This is a genomic window from Vreelandella songnenensis (genome assembly GCF_003002925.1).
GTDB lineage: Bacteria > Pseudomonadota > Gammaproteobacteria > Pseudomonadales > Halomonadaceae > Vreelandella > Vreelandella songnenensis.
On the sequence record NZ_PVTK01000003.1, the window covers coordinates 288047 to 303954 of the forward strand.

The 15908-nt window shown below is 58.5% G+C and carries 14 protein-coding genes; 6 read left to right on the top strand and 8 right to left on the bottom strand.

Annotation, left to right across the window (positions count from 1 at the left end; genetic code table 11):
- Positions 1-101 precede the first annotated feature (101 nt).
- The 3 genes from B0H98_RS07745 to B0H98_RS07755 all read right to left on the bottom strand — a co-directional run bounded on the left by B0H98_RS07745 (position 102) and on the right by B0H98_RS07755 (position 3608).
- Positions 102-1454, bottom strand: coding sequence for a NarK family nitrate/nitrite MFS transporter (locus tag B0H98_RS07745; protein WP_106374490.1), 1353 nt, complete (start codon positions 1452-1454; stop codon positions 102-104).
- A 302-nt stretch (positions 1455-1756) separates the two neighbouring features.
- Positions 1757-2776 carry a patatin-like phospholipase family protein gene (locus B0H98_RS07750; RefSeq protein WP_106374491.1) on the bottom strand — a complete coding sequence of 340 codons (1020 nt, stop codon included), beginning with the start codon at positions 2774-2776 and terminating at the stop codon, positions 1757-1759.
- Between the two features lie 109 nt (positions 2777-2885).
- Positions 2886-3608 (bottom strand): murein L,D-transpeptidase catalytic domain family protein, encoded by a 723-nt coding sequence (locus B0H98_RS07755; RefSeq protein ID WP_106374492.1) that lies wholly within the window; start codon positions 3606-3608, stop codon positions 2886-2888.
- A gap of 105 nt (positions 3609-3713) precedes the next feature.
- Here B0H98_RS07755 and B0H98_RS07760 point away from each other — a divergent pair, with 105 nt between their 5' ends.
- Positions 3714-5351, top strand: a complete 1638-nt coding sequence (locus B0H98_RS07760; RefSeq protein WP_106374493.1) for a L,D-transpeptidase family protein — start codon at positions 3714-3716, stop codon at positions 5349-5351.
- Between the two features lie 93 nt (positions 5352-5444).
- Here the strand turns inward: B0H98_RS07760 and B0H98_RS07765 are convergent, their stop codons facing one another.
- Positions 5445-7100 (bottom strand): peptidoglycan DD-metalloendopeptidase family protein, encoded by a 1656-nt coding sequence (locus tag B0H98_RS07765; protein WP_106374494.1) that lies wholly within the window; start codon positions 7098-7100, stop codon positions 5445-5447.
- A gap of 720 nt (positions 7101-7820) precedes the next feature.
- Here B0H98_RS07765 and B0H98_RS07770 point away from each other — a divergent pair.
- Both B0H98_RS07770 and B0H98_RS07775 read left to right on the top strand, forming a co-directional pair.
- On the top strand, positions 7821-8732 hold the full coding sequence (locus tag B0H98_RS07770; RefSeq protein WP_106374546.1) for a LysR family transcriptional regulator: 912 nt from the start codon (positions 7821-7823) through the stop codon (positions 8730-8732).
- Positions 8733-8831: 99 nt separating this feature from the next.
- The gene (locus B0H98_RS07775) at positions 8832-9830 is read left to right on the top strand and encodes a glutathione S-transferase family protein (protein WP_106374495.1); all 999 of its coding nucleotides are present in this window, start codon (positions 8832-8834) and stop codon (positions 9828-9830) included.
- Between the two features lie 167 nt (positions 9831-9997).
- On the opposite strand, the gene B0H98_RS07780 is transcribed toward B0H98_RS07775, so the two are convergent.
- Both B0H98_RS07780 and B0H98_RS07785 read right to left on the bottom strand, forming a co-directional pair.
- The gene (locus B0H98_RS07780; protein ID WP_106374496.1) at positions 9998-10483 is read right to left on the bottom strand and encodes a PRC-barrel domain-containing protein; all 486 of its coding nucleotides are present in this window, start codon (positions 10481-10483) and stop codon (positions 9998-10000) included.
- 123 nt (positions 10484-10606) lie between these two features.
- Positions 10607-10804, bottom strand: a complete 198-nt coding sequence (locus B0H98_RS07785; protein WP_106374497.1) for a CsbD family protein — start codon at positions 10802-10804, stop codon at positions 10607-10609.
- A 498-nt stretch (positions 10805-11302) separates the two neighbouring features.
- Here B0H98_RS07785 and B0H98_RS07795 point away from each other — a divergent pair, with 498 nt between their 5' ends.
- The gene (locus tag B0H98_RS07795) at positions 11303-13030 is read left to right on the top strand and encodes a DEAD/DEAH box helicase (RefSeq protein ID WP_106374498.1); all 1728 of its coding nucleotides are present in this window, start codon (positions 11303-11305) and stop codon (positions 13028-13030) included.
- A gap of 119 nt (positions 13031-13149) precedes the next feature.
- On the top strand, positions 13150-13839 hold the full coding sequence (gene nfi / locus B0H98_RS07800) for a deoxyribonuclease V (RefSeq protein ID WP_106374499.1): 690 nt from the start codon (positions 13150-13152) through the stop codon (positions 13837-13839).
- Between the two features lie 3 nt (positions 13840-13842).
- Here the strand turns inward: nfi and B0H98_RS07805 are convergent, their stop codons facing one another.
- Positions 13843-14559, bottom strand: coding sequence for a glutamine amidotransferase (locus B0H98_RS07805; RefSeq protein WP_106374500.1), 717 nt, complete (start codon positions 14557-14559; stop codon positions 13843-13845).
- A 136-nt stretch (positions 14560-14695) separates the two neighbouring features.
- On the opposite strand from B0H98_RS07805, the gene tpx reads away from it, so the two are divergent.
- Positions 14696-15199 (top strand): thiol peroxidase, encoded by a 504-nt coding sequence (tpx, locus tag B0H98_RS07810; RefSeq protein WP_106374501.1) that lies wholly within the window; start codon positions 14696-14698, stop codon positions 15197-15199.
- On the opposite strand, the gene B0H98_RS07815 is transcribed toward tpx, so the two are convergent.
- On the bottom strand, positions 15189-15872 hold the full coding sequence (locus B0H98_RS07815) for a gamma-glutamyl-gamma-aminobutyrate hydrolase family protein (RefSeq protein ID WP_106374502.1): 684 nt from the start codon (positions 15870-15872) through the stop codon (positions 15189-15191). The two genes, tpx and B0H98_RS07815, sit on opposite strands and share 11 nt — an antisense overlap.
- Between the last annotated feature and the right edge of the window lie 36 nt (positions 15873-15908).

Below are 15908 nucleotides of genomic sequence, written 5' to 3' on the forward strand. Positions count from 1 at the left end.
TTTCCTTTTACTCGCCGCCGTGATCCATCCGCCCCGGCGCGCAGAGCGTCCGGGGCGAAATACTGCAGGTCAAGGCGATCGCATTTATGTCATGGTTGGCATTAGCGTAATGAGAGCGCTCCTGAGCCTGTATCACTGCCTGCAGCGTCGCGATAAGCCTGAGCTTCGCGGGCTTCCGTGGCATCACTGAAACGAACCACCAGTACGCAGGAGGCCAGCACCAGCACGGTCAGCCCCAGGTAGAAAAGGCCCTGCTGATAGCTCAGGTTTTCACTGCGAAACAGGAACGCGGCGGAGACGGCCCCCACGTTGCCGCCGGCGCCCACAATGCCGGCAACGGCGCCCAGGGCTTTCTTGTTGATGAATGGCACTACGCCGAACGTGGCGCCTTCGGCCATCTGTACGAACAGGCTGAACACCAGCATGATGCCAATGGCGAGGCTCAGTACGTGCATCTGCGAAAACGCGATCAGCGCGATGCCTTCGCAAACCAGGGCGATGAACAGCCAGCGCACGCGCCCTTTAAGCCCGTTTTGGCGGGCAAACAGGTCCGAAAACACGCCGCCCAGCGTACGGGCAAAAATATTCATCAGCCCGAACAGCCCGGCAATCATCCCGGCGGTGGCCAGGCTCAGCTCGAAGTGGTCAAAAAAGTAGATGGCGGCGATATTATTGATCGTGAGCTCGACGCCGAAGCACAGGCCGTAAACGATGAACAGGGCCCAGACGCGAATGTCCTTTGCCGCCGCCAGAAAACTGTGCATGGCACTGTTCTCACCCGTGGCCTCGGGCAGCTCGCCGCGGGCGCGCAGATCGCTGAAGTTGCCGTCCGGCGCATCCTGGGTGAGAAACCAGTAGCCAATACCGGTCACGAACAGCACGATGCCAGGCACCACCATGGCTAGGCGCCAGCCTAGCGTTTCGCTGACGCCAAGCATCAGAAGTCCCGAAAAGATGAGCGGCATCAGTATCTGTGTCGTGCCGCCGCCCAGGTTGCCCCAACCGGCGCTGGTGGCATTGGCGGTACCCACGACATTGGGGGCAAACATCACAGTGGTATGGTACTGGGTAATCACGAAAGAGGCGCCGATCGCGCCGATGGCCAGGCGGGCCAGCAGAAAGGTTTCAAAGCTGTCGGCAAAGGCAATGCCCATGACCGGGATCGAGCCAAGCACCAGCAGGCCACTATAGGTTTTACGCGGGCCCAGGCGGTCGCACAGCAGGCCAATCAGCAGCCTGACAATCACGGTAATCGCCACCGAGGCAATAATCGTGTTGCCGATTTGGGTTTGGGTCAGCGACAGGTCTTCGCGCACCACCGCCATCAGCGGCGCAATGCCGAACCAGCCGAAAAAGCAGACGTGGAAAGCAAACCACGATAAATGGAAGGCGCGCATGTGTGGCGTCGAGAAGTTGAACAGCCGAATACGGTTGGCTTTGTTACGTATGTCCATGGAAAGGCCTCACGGGGAACCAGTTGAGCATCACGTAACGCCGAATCGCTGTGTCGCGCCACGTGTTTACGAGAACATGCCTTCGTCGTTGAAGGTCAGGCTCGACGCACTCGTACCCCGTCAGGGCCTGGTCTACGCCTACCACCACATAGCCTAGTTAAGCAATTAGTCCGCCAGCGGATATTTTCTGCTTGTTTTTCATTTGCATAGATATAAAAAGGGGGAGTGAGCAAGCATGAGGCAGCCGTCCTGCGCGCCATAGACGAGCGCCGCACAGGCGAGATGCATCAGATTAGTGCCGTTTATTCGTGCAGGTAGACCGAGTCGATATCCAGCGTGGAGTGCTGGCCGATGGCGGCAAAGTTGTCTTCAAGCCAGCGCCCGGCGGCGGCGCGCCCCTGTTCGAAGAGATGGGTAAGAAACGCCCACTCCGAATTGAGTTTGCTCGACACCGAAAGCTCCTCCAGCGCCTGTTCGCCACTGATGCGGTGAAACAGCGCCTGCTGGTAGCAGTTTTCGATACCCTGCTCTTCCAGGGCGTGCTGGAGCAGCGCGATCATGCGGATCTCCTTGATCAGCGCGGAGTTGAAGGTGATCTCGTTGAGCCGGTTCATGATCGCCGCTGCCGACGTGGGCACTGTATCGCGGCTGATGGGGTTGATCTGCACCAGCAGAATGTCACGTGCGCTGCACTCCTCCATCAGAGGGAAGAGCGCGGGATTGCCCATGTAGCCGCCATCCCAGTAGGCTTCGCCGTCGATTTCGACGGCCTGGAAGATCAGCGGCAGGCAAGCCGAGGCCATGACGGCATCAAGGCTCATCTCTTCCCGGCGGAAGACGCGCTGCTTGCCGGAGCGCACATTGGTGGCGGTCACGAACAGCTTCAACTGATCGCAGCGACGCACGCGCTCGAAATCGATGTGCTCTTTCACAATCTTGCGCAGCGGGTTGATGTTCATCGGGTTGAATTGGTAGGGCGACACCAGGCGGGTCATGATATCCATGGCCAGATAACCCGGCGAGCTATCCAGACTCCAGTTGCCGGTCCAGACATCCAGGGGAGAGCGTCGTATAGGGCTTGCCATGCCGGCGCGACTGACGGCTTGCCAGAAATCCTGCAAGGCCTGACGGGCGAGCGCTTTATCGCCTCGGGTCAGCGCATCGGCCATGACCACGCCGTTCATGGCACCGGCGCTGGTGCCGCTGATGCCTTCGATCTCGATGCGCTCATCTTCCAGCAGGCGGTCAATCACGCCCCAGGAGTAGGCGCCGTGGGCACCGCCCCCTTGCAAGGCGAGATCCAGCTTCTTGGTTTGCGTCATAGGTCCTCATCCCGGGTAGGCGTGTACTATGCTGCGCTGCGACGTTTACCCAGCATGGCACAAGAATGTCCCCATGACCTGCAACGAGAGCCTTTAACCGAGTAATCCTTCAGCGCTGTGCCAGATGGGTGGCGCCAGCGTTGCAGCGCAGAAAGCTCGACGTGGCGAGCCACTCCTGATCCGGATAGTAGGCGAATACGTACTGGTCTTCGCGCAGACTGTCGATCAGCGGATAGGTAATATCCTGGCGTACCGCCGGACAGCCGTGGCTGCGGCCCAGCCGCCCGGTCTGGGCAATGAACGCATCGCTGACATAGTCGGCACCGTGTATCACGATGGCGCGCTCGTAGGCCAGATCGTTGACCTCGGGTTCCAGCCCGTCAAGACGCAGCGAATAGCCATTGCGCCCGTAGTAGCTGTTCATGGTGCGAAATAGCCCAAGGCTTGATTGATAGCTCTCCGGCGTATTGGAAAACACATCGGCGTAAGCGTCCCCGGAGCCCTGGCCGTGGGAGACAAGCTCCTCGAACAGCAGCTCGTGCTGGTGCAGATCGAACACCCACAGGCGCGGTTCGGTAGAGGGTAGCGAGTAGTCGATCACGGCAAGCCGTTCGGCGCTCGGATCTGCACAGTTGAGCGCCTGGGCGGCAAGGCGCAGGGCTTCGGGGGTGGCGGTCGGGGCCAGTTGCAGAAGCTGATGCTGAAGTGGTGAAACGCCCGGCGGTGGGGTAGAGGCGACACTGGTAAAGAAGCTGCTGGCCTGGAGAGGGAGGCTGGCAAACGTAAAAGACAGGCAGCACACCAGGGGCAAAGGGCGCAAACGGGTTACCATAAAGAGCAATCCTGCCGACGATAGCGACGACGAAAAAGAGTAAACGGCTATGATAAAAGTAAGCATGCCGCGAATGGGAACTCATGGTAACGCAAGGAGAGGGCGATGAACGAGAAGCAGACACTAAGACATTGGGCGATAGGGGCCGCTCTAGGTCTGACGCTGTCCCAAATCCCCTTCGGTACAATACCGGCGTATGCGGCCAATGCGCCGTTTCAACAGGCACTTACACAGCACCTGAACGCAGAGCAGGGTGGGCGTCTGCCGGTGGAAGAATTTTATCAGTTGCGCGACGAAAAACCGGCCTGGCAGAGTGAGTCCGCCGTTGAAGCACTGATAGCCGCACTCAACACGCTGGAAAGTGACGGCCTGAACCCCGCCGATTATCGCGCTGACCGGTTGATGAGCGAGTTCCAGAGCAGCCAGCGTTTAGGCGATTCCGCCCAGGCGGCGTTTGATATTCAAGCGACCCAGGCGCTGCTGCTGGCGCTGGACCACCTGGAGCGCGGCAAGGTGAACCCGCGCGACGTGGAGCCCAACTGGGACGTAGCGCGCCCCGAGCGCGGCTATTCACTGCTCAGGGTGGTTCACGCAGTGGATGACAATGACCTGGAGCGCGCCTTTAGCCTGGCAAGGCCCTCATCAAGCGAATACCAGCAGCTGCGCGAAGCGCTGAGCCAGTATCGGAAAATCGCCACGCTGGGCAGTGCGCCGTATCTCAGCGCGCGCGAGGAGTCCTTGCGCCCGGGAGATGTGGATGATGATGTGGCCGTGCTGCGTCAGCGCCTGACGCTGTGGGGCGAACCCGGCCTGCTGTCGGCGGACAGCAGCGCTTACCCGATGATCGGCGTTCAGGCTGCCGGCGACCGGCGTACCTTTGACGCCGAGCTCGAGATGGCCGTCAAACGCTTCCAGCGGCGCCATCAACTGACCGACGACGGCGTGGTCGGCGAGAAGACCCGCCTGGCGATCAACGCCCCCGCCGCCTCCCGGGTGGATCAACTGCGGGTCAACCTGGAGCGCGCCCGCTGGATCACCCCCATGCAGGCCAGTGAACCGCGAGTCTGGGTGGATATTGCTGGCTTCCAGCTGCACTACATTCGGCCTAACGGCCAGCAGTGGAACGCTCGAGTAGTGGTGGGTTCCCCGCGCCGTGAGACGCCTATTATTCACTCCTCCATCAGCCATCTGACGATCAATCCCAGTTGGACCATTCCACCTACCATCATGCGCGAGGATGTCCTGCCACGGGTACGCCAGAGTACTGACTACCTGAGCCAGCACAACATGCAGGTCATCAACATGTCCGGTGCCCAGCTGGACCCCGCCGAGGTGGATTGGCAGCGCCCGGGGGGAGTGATGCTGCGCCAGGTGGCGGGAAACAGCAATCCGCTGGGAAGAGTGGTGGTACGCTTTCCCAACAACGACATGATCTACCTGCACGATACGCCGGCTCAGGGGCTTTTTCAGCGTGACCAGCGGGCCTTGAGCTCTGGCTGCGTGCGCGTGGAAGGAGTGCGGGAGTTTGCCCAGATGCTGCTGCAGGATAGCGGCAGTCGCTATCAGCTGAGCTCGCTGTTGAATAGCGGCGGCAGCGACCGCAACGTCAATCTGCCGCAGCGCATCCCCGTGGCATTGCATTACCTGACTGCCTGGCCAAACGCCGAAGGCGAGGTGGAGTTTCGCTCGGATATCTATCGTCGCGATGCCTCGGTGCTCGCTGCCTTGCAGCGTTCGGTATAGCACTTGCCCAACAGGTGCTGCTTGAAAGTGCCGTCCTGAAAACAGTAACGCCGCCCATGGGGCGGCGTTACTGTTTGGGGTAGCGAGGGCCGTTTACTCGGCGTCGCTTTCTGGCTGGTAGCCTGCAACGCTGATGGTGCCGGTTTCACCGCTATCGAGCGCAGCCAGCATGGGCTCAGCCTGACGCTGGAAGGCAATCAGCGTATCGCCGCTTAGCCCCATGTTTTCCGGCAGATCGACGGTCATGGCGTTTACCGGCGAGTTGTTGACGATGACTTCGTAGTGCAGGTGAGGGCCGGTGCTGCGGCCGGTATTACCGGAAAGCGCGATACGCTCGCCCATGGTTATCCGGTCGCCCTGGCTGACCAGCGGCTGGGAAAGGTGCAGATAGCGTGTGCGATAGCCGTTGTCGTGGCGCACCACGATGTAGCGGCCGGCGGCAGGGTGGTTAGCCACTCGCTCGACGCGGCCGTTGGCTGGCGCAATCACCGGGGTGCCGATCGGCATGGCAAAGTCGGTGCCGTTATGCGGGCTGATGCGGCCGGTTACCGGGTGCTTGCGCTGGGGGTTGAAATTCGAGCTCAAGCGGTAGCTGCCCTCAAACGGGTAGCGCGCAAAGGAGGGATCGAGGCTGTTGCCATCCGGTGTATAGAAGTGGTCGTCTGTTGCATTACGCACCACGGTAAGATCCATGCGCTCGCCGTTGTACTTGACCGCCAGCACGCGCGAGTCGAGCGCTTCACCGTCAATCATGTCGGACTCGACCAGTACCTGAAACTGGTCGCCGCGGCGGCTGTCGCGGCGGAAGTCCAGCTTCTTCTCCAGCAGTTTGGTCAGCTCGGTGACCGAGCCGCTGCTCAAGCCGGTGGCCTGGGCAGAGCGGGCAAAACTACCGCTAACGCTACCTGCGTAGAGGCGCTGAACCGGCTCGCCCTGACGCTCGATCGCGGTAACGGCGAAGTGGTCAGCGTCGCTCTCGACCAATACGCCGTCGCGGGTATTCTTCATCATGCGCAGCGCCATCAGGCGGCCGCTCTCATCCAGCTGATAGTCGAAGCTGTGGCCTGCGCGCCAATTGGTCAGCATGCGCGGCTCGGGCAGGTCATCAAGCAGGGCCAGTACTTCGCTGTAGCCTAGCCCCAGCTCATTCTGGGCCAGCACTGCAAAGGTTTCACCAGACTCAACGATATGCGTTTCCCACTCGGGCACGAACGGCTCTTCGGCGGCCAGTTCAAGCTCAAGAAAGGAGACGTCGTCGAACAGATCAATTCCGTAATCTTCATAGGAAGTGGCATCGGCGATTTCGACGGAAGAAGTAGGGTCGACATCGAGCATGCCGCTTGTCAGCGTACCGACAACCACTGCCATGTGCAGTGCGCCGTGATCAAGCGTGGCACCCGGCGGGGGATAGTCGGCAAGAGAAGCTTCAGCGGTTGAAATGACGTCCAGGTCAACGATTTCCTTGGCCGTCAGATCGCTAAGCGGGATATGGTCGCGGGTGGCATCGATCGCACGTGAGGCGCGATTGATTGCATCAGCCACCGGCGTGCGCTCTTGATTGAGCGACGGGATGCCGGGAGCCGAGTCACTTGGAAGCGGTACTAACACGCTTTCAAGCGGAGTATGGGGTTGGTTCAGGTCTTGGTACGTTGTAATTAATTTTTGTGCGCCCAGCACAGTGACCATAGTGGCCACGGGTAACAGTAATAATTTATGCGTGCGGGGCAGCGAATGAAGGATTCGCAACATGGGTAAATAGGCCGCCGAGTTCGTGATCAAAAAGTAACATGAAAGTGAGCAAACCCCGGAACCATACCCCATGAAGCTGGGGGTGCATAGACTGTATATCCATACACCCAGGCAGCCACTACGCAAAAAGTAGAAGCTAAAAAGGAGGTCGTGCTATTTCTGAACACTGTTTGCTAACAAAAGTAAACGATCCTGCTCGGCCATCGCTTCCAATGAGCCTTCCATCGGGGAGGTGATAGCACTGATAACGTCCTATTTACTAACCCAAGCATAGACAATATCACTTTCATGTAAAGTTTGTATAAGGCTTGAGTAAAAGGCGGGTAAAGGAAAGTCGGCTGTTTCCATTGTTTTTATCTTTAGAAACAGGGGGTTATTTTGTTATTGGAGCTGATCAAGATTAGGCTTGATCGGAAGGCGAGCATAAACCTAAGTAGTCTAAGTGTCTCTCATACTTAAGCCGTGTATCGCAGACTCCAATTTTTTTGTAACAAAAAGTTAAACTGGCCTGATGGCGTCGATTTGATCCGCTGATTGAAAGTGTATCCAAGTGCCAGACGAGGCTTGCAGGCTGTTTGAAGCCTTCGTTTGCTGAAGCGTTTAGCGGTTCGCCATAAATATGCCCAGGATATGCGGTACTCACGGCAAAATGCTGGCATTCTAGCGATGTTTTCGAAAATCAAGCGGCTCGTGTGGCTGTGTAGCGTCGAGGAAATCGAAATGTCCCGGGTAACACTTGCACAATGGCAAATGCTGGCAGCGGTGGTCGATCACGGAGGGTTCGCCCGCGCGGCAGAAGCGATACATAAAAGCCCTTCCACTCTGAACCACGCAGTACACAAGTTGGAGGAGCAGTTAGGGGTTGAGGTGCTCGAGCCCATCGGCCGGCAGGTGCGCCTGACCGAAGCCGGCGAGCTTTTATTACGCCGCGCACGCCAGCTCATTGAGAGCGCCGCTTCAATTGAGGATGTCGCAAGCCGACTAGCCGCGGGCCTCGAGGCGGAAGTGGTCGTGGCGATCGACCAGGTGTTTCCGGCATCTGCCCAGGCCAAAGCGCTGGAGCGCTTTTCGGAAATGTACCCTCAGGTGCGCGTTCAGCTACATGAGAGCGTGCTTAACGGCGGCATCGAGATGCTCTACGACGGGCGAGCGGATCTTGTGATCTCGGGCATCGAAGCCCAGGGTTTTCTGGGCGAGCCACTGGTAAGCGTGCGCTTTATCGCGGTGGCTCACCCGGAGCACCCGCTGCATCAATTGGGACGCGCGCTGGATCTGCGTGACCTTGCCCAGTATCGCCAGCTGGTAGTGCGCGACTCTGCGCTGCGCCAATCGGCCAACGCCGGATGGCTCAAGGCTGAACAGCGCTGGACGGTAGGGCACCTCAATACGTCGCTGGATATGCTCAAGCGAGGGCTCGGGTTTGCCTGGATGCCGGAAACGCGTATTGCCGATGAGATTCGCGCCGGGCACTTGAAGCCACTGCCGCTAGCGGCCGGCGGCATTCGCGAAGTACCTGTGCAGATGATCTTTCGCGACCGCGACCGCGCAGGCCCCGCCGCCCACGCCATGGCGGCAGCATTGAAGCAGGCCGTGAGCGAGCAGTGCACGCAACAGTTCGATTCTCTCGAATGAAACGCGGTAAAACATCCGCTTGAGCATCCTGCCCATCGGTTTATGCTGAAATTAATTAGGCAAACGCCTGATACTTCTTATGCTTTCAGGAGATGACCTATGGGCCTGCTCGTTAACGGCGAATGGCACGATCAGTGGTACGACACCAAGAAAAGCGGCGGCGAGTTTGTGCGTGAATCGGCTCAGCTACGCGACTGGATCGGCGATCAGCCGGAAACTGATGGCAAGGTTTACCCGGCGGAAAAAAATCGTTATCACCTCTATGTCTCGCTTGCCTGCCCCTGGGCGCATCGCGTTCTGATCATGCGCAAGCTGAAAGGGCTCGAATCCTTTATAGAGGTATCGCATACCAGCCCTTTGATGCTGGATAAAGGCTGGACCTATCATCGCGATGAAGGATCCAGCGGCGATACGCTCAACGGCGTCGACTATCACTACCAGCTTTATACCATGACCGACCCAAGCTATACCGGACGCGTGACCGTGCCGGTACTGTGGGACAGAAAACGCAGCGCAATCGTCAATAACGAATCGGCCGACCAAGTACGGATATTGAATCGCGCCTTCGATGAGCTGACCGATAACCGGCTGGACTTCTATCCTGAGGATTTACGCGGCGTAATTGATGAGATCAACGCCGACGTGTACGACCATATCAATAACGGTGTGTACAAGGCGGGCTTTGCCACGGAGCAGGACGTCTACGAAAAGCATGTTGATGCACTGTTTGAAGCGCTTGAAAGAGTAGAGTCGCGGTTATCAAGCCATCGGTATCTGGCAGGAGAGTGGTTGACGGAAGCAGATATCCGCCTGTTCACCACCCTGATCCGCTTTGATGCGGTCTACTACGGCCATTTCAAATGTAATTACAAGCGCATTGAAGACTTCCCCAACCTGTCGAACTATGTGCGCGAGCTCTACCAGTGGCCAGGCGTTGCGGAAACGGTCGATATGGATCATATAAAACGCCACTACTACTATAGCCACGATACGATCAACCCGACGCGCATCGTGCCAAAAGGGCCGACGCTTGATCTTGAACGCCCCCACGACCGTGAACGCTTGAAAGGGCAGGGTATTCGCAAAACACGGGGATAATCTTCACGAAGGCGAAACGGCCAAGCAAAAACTGTCAACAAAAAGGCCGCCCCATGGGCGGCCTGCTCAAGACTGCGATCAACAGTAAGTAGCTAAATCCAAGTGCTCAAAGCAAGGTACTTAAAGCAAGGTGTTTAAAATAAGTACTTGAAGGAACCTCTATATGCTTACTGGTTATCAGTAACGGCATCACGGGTTGATTGCCACGCGCTCTGAGCACCCTCACGCGTTGTCTCCCATGCATCGCGCGCATTGGTTTTAGTCTGTTCCCACCAGTCGCGGTCATAGGTAGGAAATGCGGCAATTTCATCGGTAGAAGCATCGAGAATGATGCGATGTTCCGTATCGCCATCACTTTCGTTGTGCGTTTCCAGCGAGAAGTAATCCGTGCCGACCACGAGTTCGCGGCCACCCAGGCCAAGTACTGCGCCACTTTCGATGACCAAGGCGCTGATGCGCATGTCTTCATCGAACAAGATGTCGTCTACTTCACCAATTTCGTTTCCGGAGCCGTTGGCCAGATAAACATCCGCATCAAGAATGTCTTCAGCCGAGTACATGCCCTGAGGCTCCTGCTCTGAAGCCTGCACGCCGAATGCCAGGCTGCCTAACAGTACGGTACCGATAGCGGTTGTAAGCATTGACTTGCGCATAGCTTCTCTCCCTGTGACTTATATGTGTGATGGCTCAAGGTAGATGAACCACCACAATCGACATTTTCGTATCGATCAGAAAATTAGAGGTAACGTAGTAAACGAGCATGACTGAAAGGCAGCTTATAGATCGTTAGCCCAGTCATCGGCCCTTTTTTCCGCTTGCTCGCGTTCAAGGCCGTACTTCTGTTGAAGCTTGCCTACCAACTGATCTTTCTTGCCACCAATCTGGTCCAGCTCATCATCGGTAAGCTCGCCCCAGCTGGCGCGTGCCTTGCCTTTTACTTCGGTCCATTTGCCTTCGATTTGATCCCAGTTCATAACTCGCTCCTTGCATTGCTGAACGTGTAGAGGCACTTATCAAGTTAGACCATATTTACACAGCTGCAAATCTAAAAGTTTACTCTAGGTTAAGTAAAAAGACTGGTTTTCCCGTTGGGGCGATGTTAGGATGCGCGCTCCTCGCATGTGTTGACCCCTCCATCACGACGATAAGCGTTTGTCTGCGTAGCTCCATTATTGATACGTAGAAAAGCTTGCGGGAACATCTAGCCAACTGCAGATGTTCATTGCTGTGAAGATGGCGCGCCTCCAGCATTTCACCAAACGGGTGAAATCGGCGCAGAAGGTCGCCACAGCGGTTGGCCCCATAATGGGTTTGCCAACCGGATGCTAGGTGCGACCGGCGTCTCCGACTCCACTGATGACACTATCCGCTTGGCGGAGTCTGTTTATTGTTGATTTTTATGCAGCGATAACAGAGTCAGAGACGCTTACGATGCTTTTTGCCGGTACTGCCGGCCTACCAAGGTGTGATTAATGACCTCGACTTCTGTCGCCTCGCCGAGCTTCGGCGATCTGGCTCTATTGCCTGCTGTTCTGTCTGCTGTTGAAGCACAGGGCTATGTAACTCCCTCGCCGATTCAGGCGCAAACCATTCCAGCGCTGCTGGAAGGCCGCGATATGCTGGGCCAGGCGCAAACGGGTACCGGTAAAACCGCTGCGTTCGCTCTTCCGTTACTGTCACGTCTGGATATTCAGCGTCGCGTACCCCAAGTATTAGTCATGGCGCCGACCCGCGAGCTTGCTCAGCAGGTTGCCGCCTCATTTAGCAAGTATGGTCAAAACCTGCAGGGCCTTGAAGTGGCAACCCTGTGTGGTGGTCAAGAGTATCGTGAACAGTTAGGCGCGCTGAAGCGTGGTGCCCAGGTCATCGTTGGTACCCCCGGCCGTATCATCGATCACCTGGATCGCGGCAGCCTGAAGCTTGATGGCCTGTCTGCGCTGGTGCTGGACGAAGCCGACGAAATGCTGCGCATGGGCTTTATCGACGACGTTAAACGTGTGGTCGCCGATACCCCGAAAGATGCACAGCGCGTTTTCTTCTCGGCCACGCTGCCCACCGAAATCGAGCGTATCGTCAACCGTTATCTGGTTGATCCGGTAAAAGTGGCGATCGAATCGCGCACCACTACCGGTGAAAACATCGAACAGCGCATCGTGCGTGTCGATGGCGGCGCCAAGCTTGAAGCACTGGCACGTATTCTTGAAGTCGAGCCGGTCGATGCCGCTATCGTCTTCGTACGTACCCGTGCCGCTTGTACCACTCTGGTCGAGCAGCTGACCGCGCGTGGCGTGAACGCCGCTGGCCTGTCCGGTGATCTGGACCAGAGCCTGCGTGAGCGCACCATCACGCGCTTGAAGCGTGCCAAGGTCGACGTACTGATCGCAACCGACGTCGCCGCCCGTGGTCTTGACGTGCCGCGCATCACCCACGTCATCAACTACGATCTGCCCCAGGACGCCGAAGCCTATACGCACCGCATTGGCCGTACCGGCCGTGCTGGACGTAGCGGCATCGCGATTACCTTCGCCGGTTTCCGTGAAGGCCGTAAAGTGGGCTGGATGGAGCAGGCAACCGGTCAGAAAATGACCGAAATGCCGCTGCCTGACGAAGCCGCCATTCGCGCCCACCGCGACGAAGTCTTCCACCACCGCGTGGTAGCCGCCCTGACCAAGGGTGCAGAAGAACAGCGTGCGCTGGTCGAGCGTCTGGTGGAAGAAGGCCACGACCCGGTTGAGCTTGCCTGTGCATTCGCTGCCATGGCGCGTGCTGATGAAGCGCCGATTGGCCGTCTGCAGGCACCGCGTAAAGAGCGCTCTACGCGTGATGCGGGCAGCAGCGCCAAGCCTGGCGCACGTCGTGAGCGTGGCGAACGTGGTGAGCGCCCGCGCACACCCAGCGAAGGCATGACCCGCTACCGCGTATCCGTTGGCCATAAAGATGGCGTCAAGCCGGGCCAGCTGGTGGGTGCACTGGCCAATGAAGGCGGTATCGAAGGCGCGCGTATCGGCCGTATCGATATCCGTAACGCCTTCTCGGTGGTCGAGCTGCCGAGCGGTCTGCCTGCCACGATCCTGACCAAGATGGCCCGTGCCCGTGTTGCCGGCCGTCCGTTGGAAATCAGTGAAGATAGCGCTCCTGAGCGTGCACCGCGCCGCCGTCGCGATGATGGCGATGCGCCGGTTCGTCGCCGCGAAGCGTAAGCACGTAAACGTTCGCTAGCGGCAAACGCTGCGCCCGATGCCCCCGCCCGGAAACGGTGCGGGGGCATTTTTTTGCTACCCTGAAGAGCATCCAGACGAATGCTGACAGGGAGTCGACGATGAAGAACGCGCTACACGAATGGAACCTGGCCCCTCAGGAGGCCATTGCCCTGCAAAAAGAGCTTGCCCAGCGCCTCGAACCTGCCGACCGTATTGACCCAGTCACCCATATCGCCGGCATGGATATCGGCTTTGAAGATGGCGGTGACACGACGCGCGCGGCGATAGTGCTGCTCAAGTGGGACCCGGCCACTGCGCCGGATCTTGCCGTCGTCGAGCAGATTGTTCACCGCGAGCCGACGCGCATGCCCTACATTCCTGGGCTGTTGTCGTTTCGGGAAATCCCGGCCGCCCTCGGAGCGTTTGAAAAGCTCAGCGTAATGCCCGAACTGATCATGGTGGATGGCCAGGGAATCGCTCACCCCCGAAGACTCGGCATCGCCGCGCATCTCGGGTTATGGCTTGATCTGCCGACGATCGGTATCGCCAAGTCGCGCCTTTACGGCAAGCATGAGGACGTAGGCGAGGCGCGCGGTGACTGGACGCCGCTGCGCGCAAAAAACGCGACCATCGGCGCGGTGCTACGCTCGCGTGCCAAAGTGAAGCCGGTATTCGTATCGCCAGGGCATCGGATCAGTCTGGAAACATCTCTTGAGTGGGTGGTGCGCTGTTTAGGGCGTACCAAGCTACCCGAGCCGACCCGCCTGGCGGACCGGCTCGCCTCGCGCCGCGATCAGCGCAAGAAGTAAGCGCTATACAAAGCCCAGAAACCGCTGCAGCAGGCTGGCCGCTTCCGGAGCCGGGGCGACGTCAGCGGCCAACGCATCGGGGCTTTCGTGCTGGTCGCGCAAGGCGGCACGCTGGCGCGCAATGTACGCCCGCATGACCGCCGGCGTGAATTCTGGATGAAACTGCACGCTCCACTGGCGCGGGCCGTAGCACAATGCCTGGTGGGCATCGTGGCCGTTACAGGCCAGTATCGTCGCCCCTTCGGGTGCCTGAACAACGGTCTGTGCATGGGAAAGGTGGGCGACAAAGCGCTCCGGCAACTGGCCAAATAACGGGTCCTGCCGGCCCGCCTGGGTCAGCTCGACCCCGTGAGTGCCCGATTCGCGACCGCCAGGATGGTAGTCGCTTACCCCACCAAAGGCGGCGGCCATCAGCTGGTGCCCGTAGCACACGCCCAGCATAGGGACGTCGCTTTCAAGCGCTGCTTTCAGCCACGGTTTGAGCGCCTCGCTCCAGGGTTCGGCGTCACTGACCATGCTGTGCGAACCGGTAATCACAATGCCGGCCAGGGTATCAAGTGCAGGTGGCGTGGAATGACGCCTGGTGTCCCATACGTCCAGCGTCAGGTGAGCGGGCAGCGCAGTGCTTAATTGATGAGAAAAAAGCGTTTCAAAATCACCGTGCTCGGCGACAACTTCTGGATAAGCGTCGCCGGTTTTAACGATCAGTACACAGGCCATACCACTCCCTCAGGGAAATGCAGCGCAAACGTTGAACCCAGCGTCTGGCAATCGATCTGCAAAACGCGAACGATAGCCTACCATGGCTTGTCTGATACCCGGAATGTATTGACGATCAACGATATAAGGAGCTTCCATGCAACAGATTACCCGCGCCGGCGAACCGATGGATGTCGACGGCTTGCTGCCCGTCAAGGGCGAAATCGCCCCGGCCATGACGCTGACCGCAAGCGATATGCAGGATGTAACGCTTGAAACCTATGCCGGCAAGCGCAAGGTGCTCAATATCATTCCCAGTGTGGACACGCCCACCTGTGCGATGTCCACGCGCCGTTTCAATGAGCTGGCTTCAACGCTTGAGGATACTGTGGTGCTGGTAGTCTCGGCGGACCTGCCGTTTGCGGCCAAGCGCTTTTGCGGCGCGGAAGGGCTGGATAACGTGAAGACGCTGTCGACCTTCCGCCACCGGGAGTTTCAAAAGCAGTGGGGCGTGGCGCTATGCAATAGCCCCATGGAAGGTCTGTGTGCTCGCGCCGTGGTCGTGCTGGATGCGGATAACCGGGTGCTGCACAGCGAGCTGGTCAGTGAGCTCAAGAACGAGCCCGACTATGATGCGGCACTGGCAGTACTCAACGCCTAGCATTTTTCTGGCGCTGCTTGGCCGCTTCCAGCAGGGCGCGAATAAGGCGCTGCTGGGGGCGGTTGAAGATCAGCCACTCCGGGTGCCACTGTACGCCGATCAGAAAATCGTGCTCACGTGATTCGATGCCCTGCACCAGCCCGTCGCGGTCGCGGGCAACAATCGCGATTCCCTGGCCCGCCTCGTTGACCGCCTGGTGATGAAGGCTGTTGACCCGACACCAGGTCACGCCCAGCAGCCGATAGAGCTGGCTGTCGCCGACAATGTCCACGGTCTTGCGTGGCAGCACCGTGCGCCTGCGCTTTAATCCTTCGTGGGTGGTGTAGATATCGGGGTCCAGGGTGCCGCCCAAGTGTACGTTGATCAGTTGAGCGCCCCGGCAGATGCCCAGCACCGGGGTGTTAAGCGGAATAAAGTGCTCGAGCAGGCTGAGCTCGAGCTCATCCCGGGCGGGGTCGAGGCGCACGTCGAGCTGAATTTCCCCACCGTAAAGCGTCGCCTGAATATCGTCGCCACCACCGATGATCAAGCCATCAAGGTATTCTGGCAACGGGCGAGAAGGGGAGAGGCGCAGCGGCTTGCCGCCGTGGCGCCATACGGCAAACCAGTCAAACCACCAGGCAAGTTGGCTTTTACGGTCCGAAGTGGTGATTCCAATAAGCGGCCGGGACATTCAGATAGATTCCCTTTGAGTATCCAAGATGGTGAT

What these genes read in the sequence shown, in the direction of transcription:
- B0H98_RS07815 (WP_106374502.1), bottom strand. Translation starts at nt 15,872, where the DNA reads ATGTCCCGGCCGCTTATTGGAATCACCACTTCGGACCGTAAAAGCCAA.
- B0H98_RS07755 (WP_106374492.1), bottom strand. Translation starts at nt 3,608, where the DNA reads ATGGTAACCCGTTTGCGCCCTTTGCCCCTGGTGTGCTGCCTGTCTTTT.
- B0H98_RS07765 (WP_106374494.1), bottom strand. Translation starts at nt 7,100, where the DNA reads ATGTTGCGAATCCTTCATTCGCTGCCCCGCACGCATAAATTATTACTG.
- nfi (WP_106374499.1), top strand. Translation starts at nt 13,150, where the DNA reads ATGAAGAACGCGCTACACGAATGGAACCTGGCCCCTCAGGAGGCCATT.
- B0H98_RS07760 (WP_106374493.1), top strand. Translation starts at nt 3,714, where the DNA reads ATGAACGAGAAGCAGACACTAAGACATTGGGCGATAGGGGCCGCTCTA.
- B0H98_RS07795 (WP_106374498.1), top strand. Translation starts at nt 11,303, where the DNA reads ATGACCTCGACTTCTGTCGCCTCGCCGAGCTTCGGCGATCTGGCTCTA.
- B0H98_RS07780 (WP_106374496.1), bottom strand. Translation starts at nt 10,483, where the DNA reads ATGCGCAAGTCAATGCTTACAACCGCTATCGGTACCGTACTGTTAGGC.
- B0H98_RS07750 (WP_106374491.1), bottom strand. Translation starts at nt 2,776, where the DNA reads ATGACGCAAACCAAGAAGCTGGATCTCGCCTTGCAAGGGGGCGGTGCC.
- B0H98_RS07805 (WP_106374500.1), bottom strand. Translation starts at nt 14,559, where the DNA reads ATGGCCTGTGTACTGATCGTTAAAACCGGCGACGCTTATCCAGAAGTT.
- B0H98_RS07785 (WP_106374497.1), bottom strand. Translation starts at nt 10,804, where the DNA reads ATGAACTGGGATCAAATCGAAGGCAAATGGACCGAAGTAAAAGGCAAG.
- tpx (WP_106374501.1), top strand. Translation starts at nt 14,696, where the DNA reads ATGCAACAGATTACCCGCGCCGGCGAACCGATGGATGTCGACGGCTTG.
- B0H98_RS07770 (WP_106374546.1), top strand. Translation starts at nt 7,821, where the DNA reads ATGTCCCGGGTAACACTTGCACAATGGCAAATGCTGGCAGCGGTGGTC.
- B0H98_RS07745 (WP_106374490.1), bottom strand. Translation starts at nt 1,454, where the DNA reads ATGGACATACGTAACAAAGCCAACCGTATTCGGCTGTTCAACTTCTCG.
- B0H98_RS07775 (WP_106374495.1), top strand. Translation starts at nt 8,832, where the DNA reads ATGGGCCTGCTCGTTAACGGCGAATGGCACGATCAGTGGTACGACACC.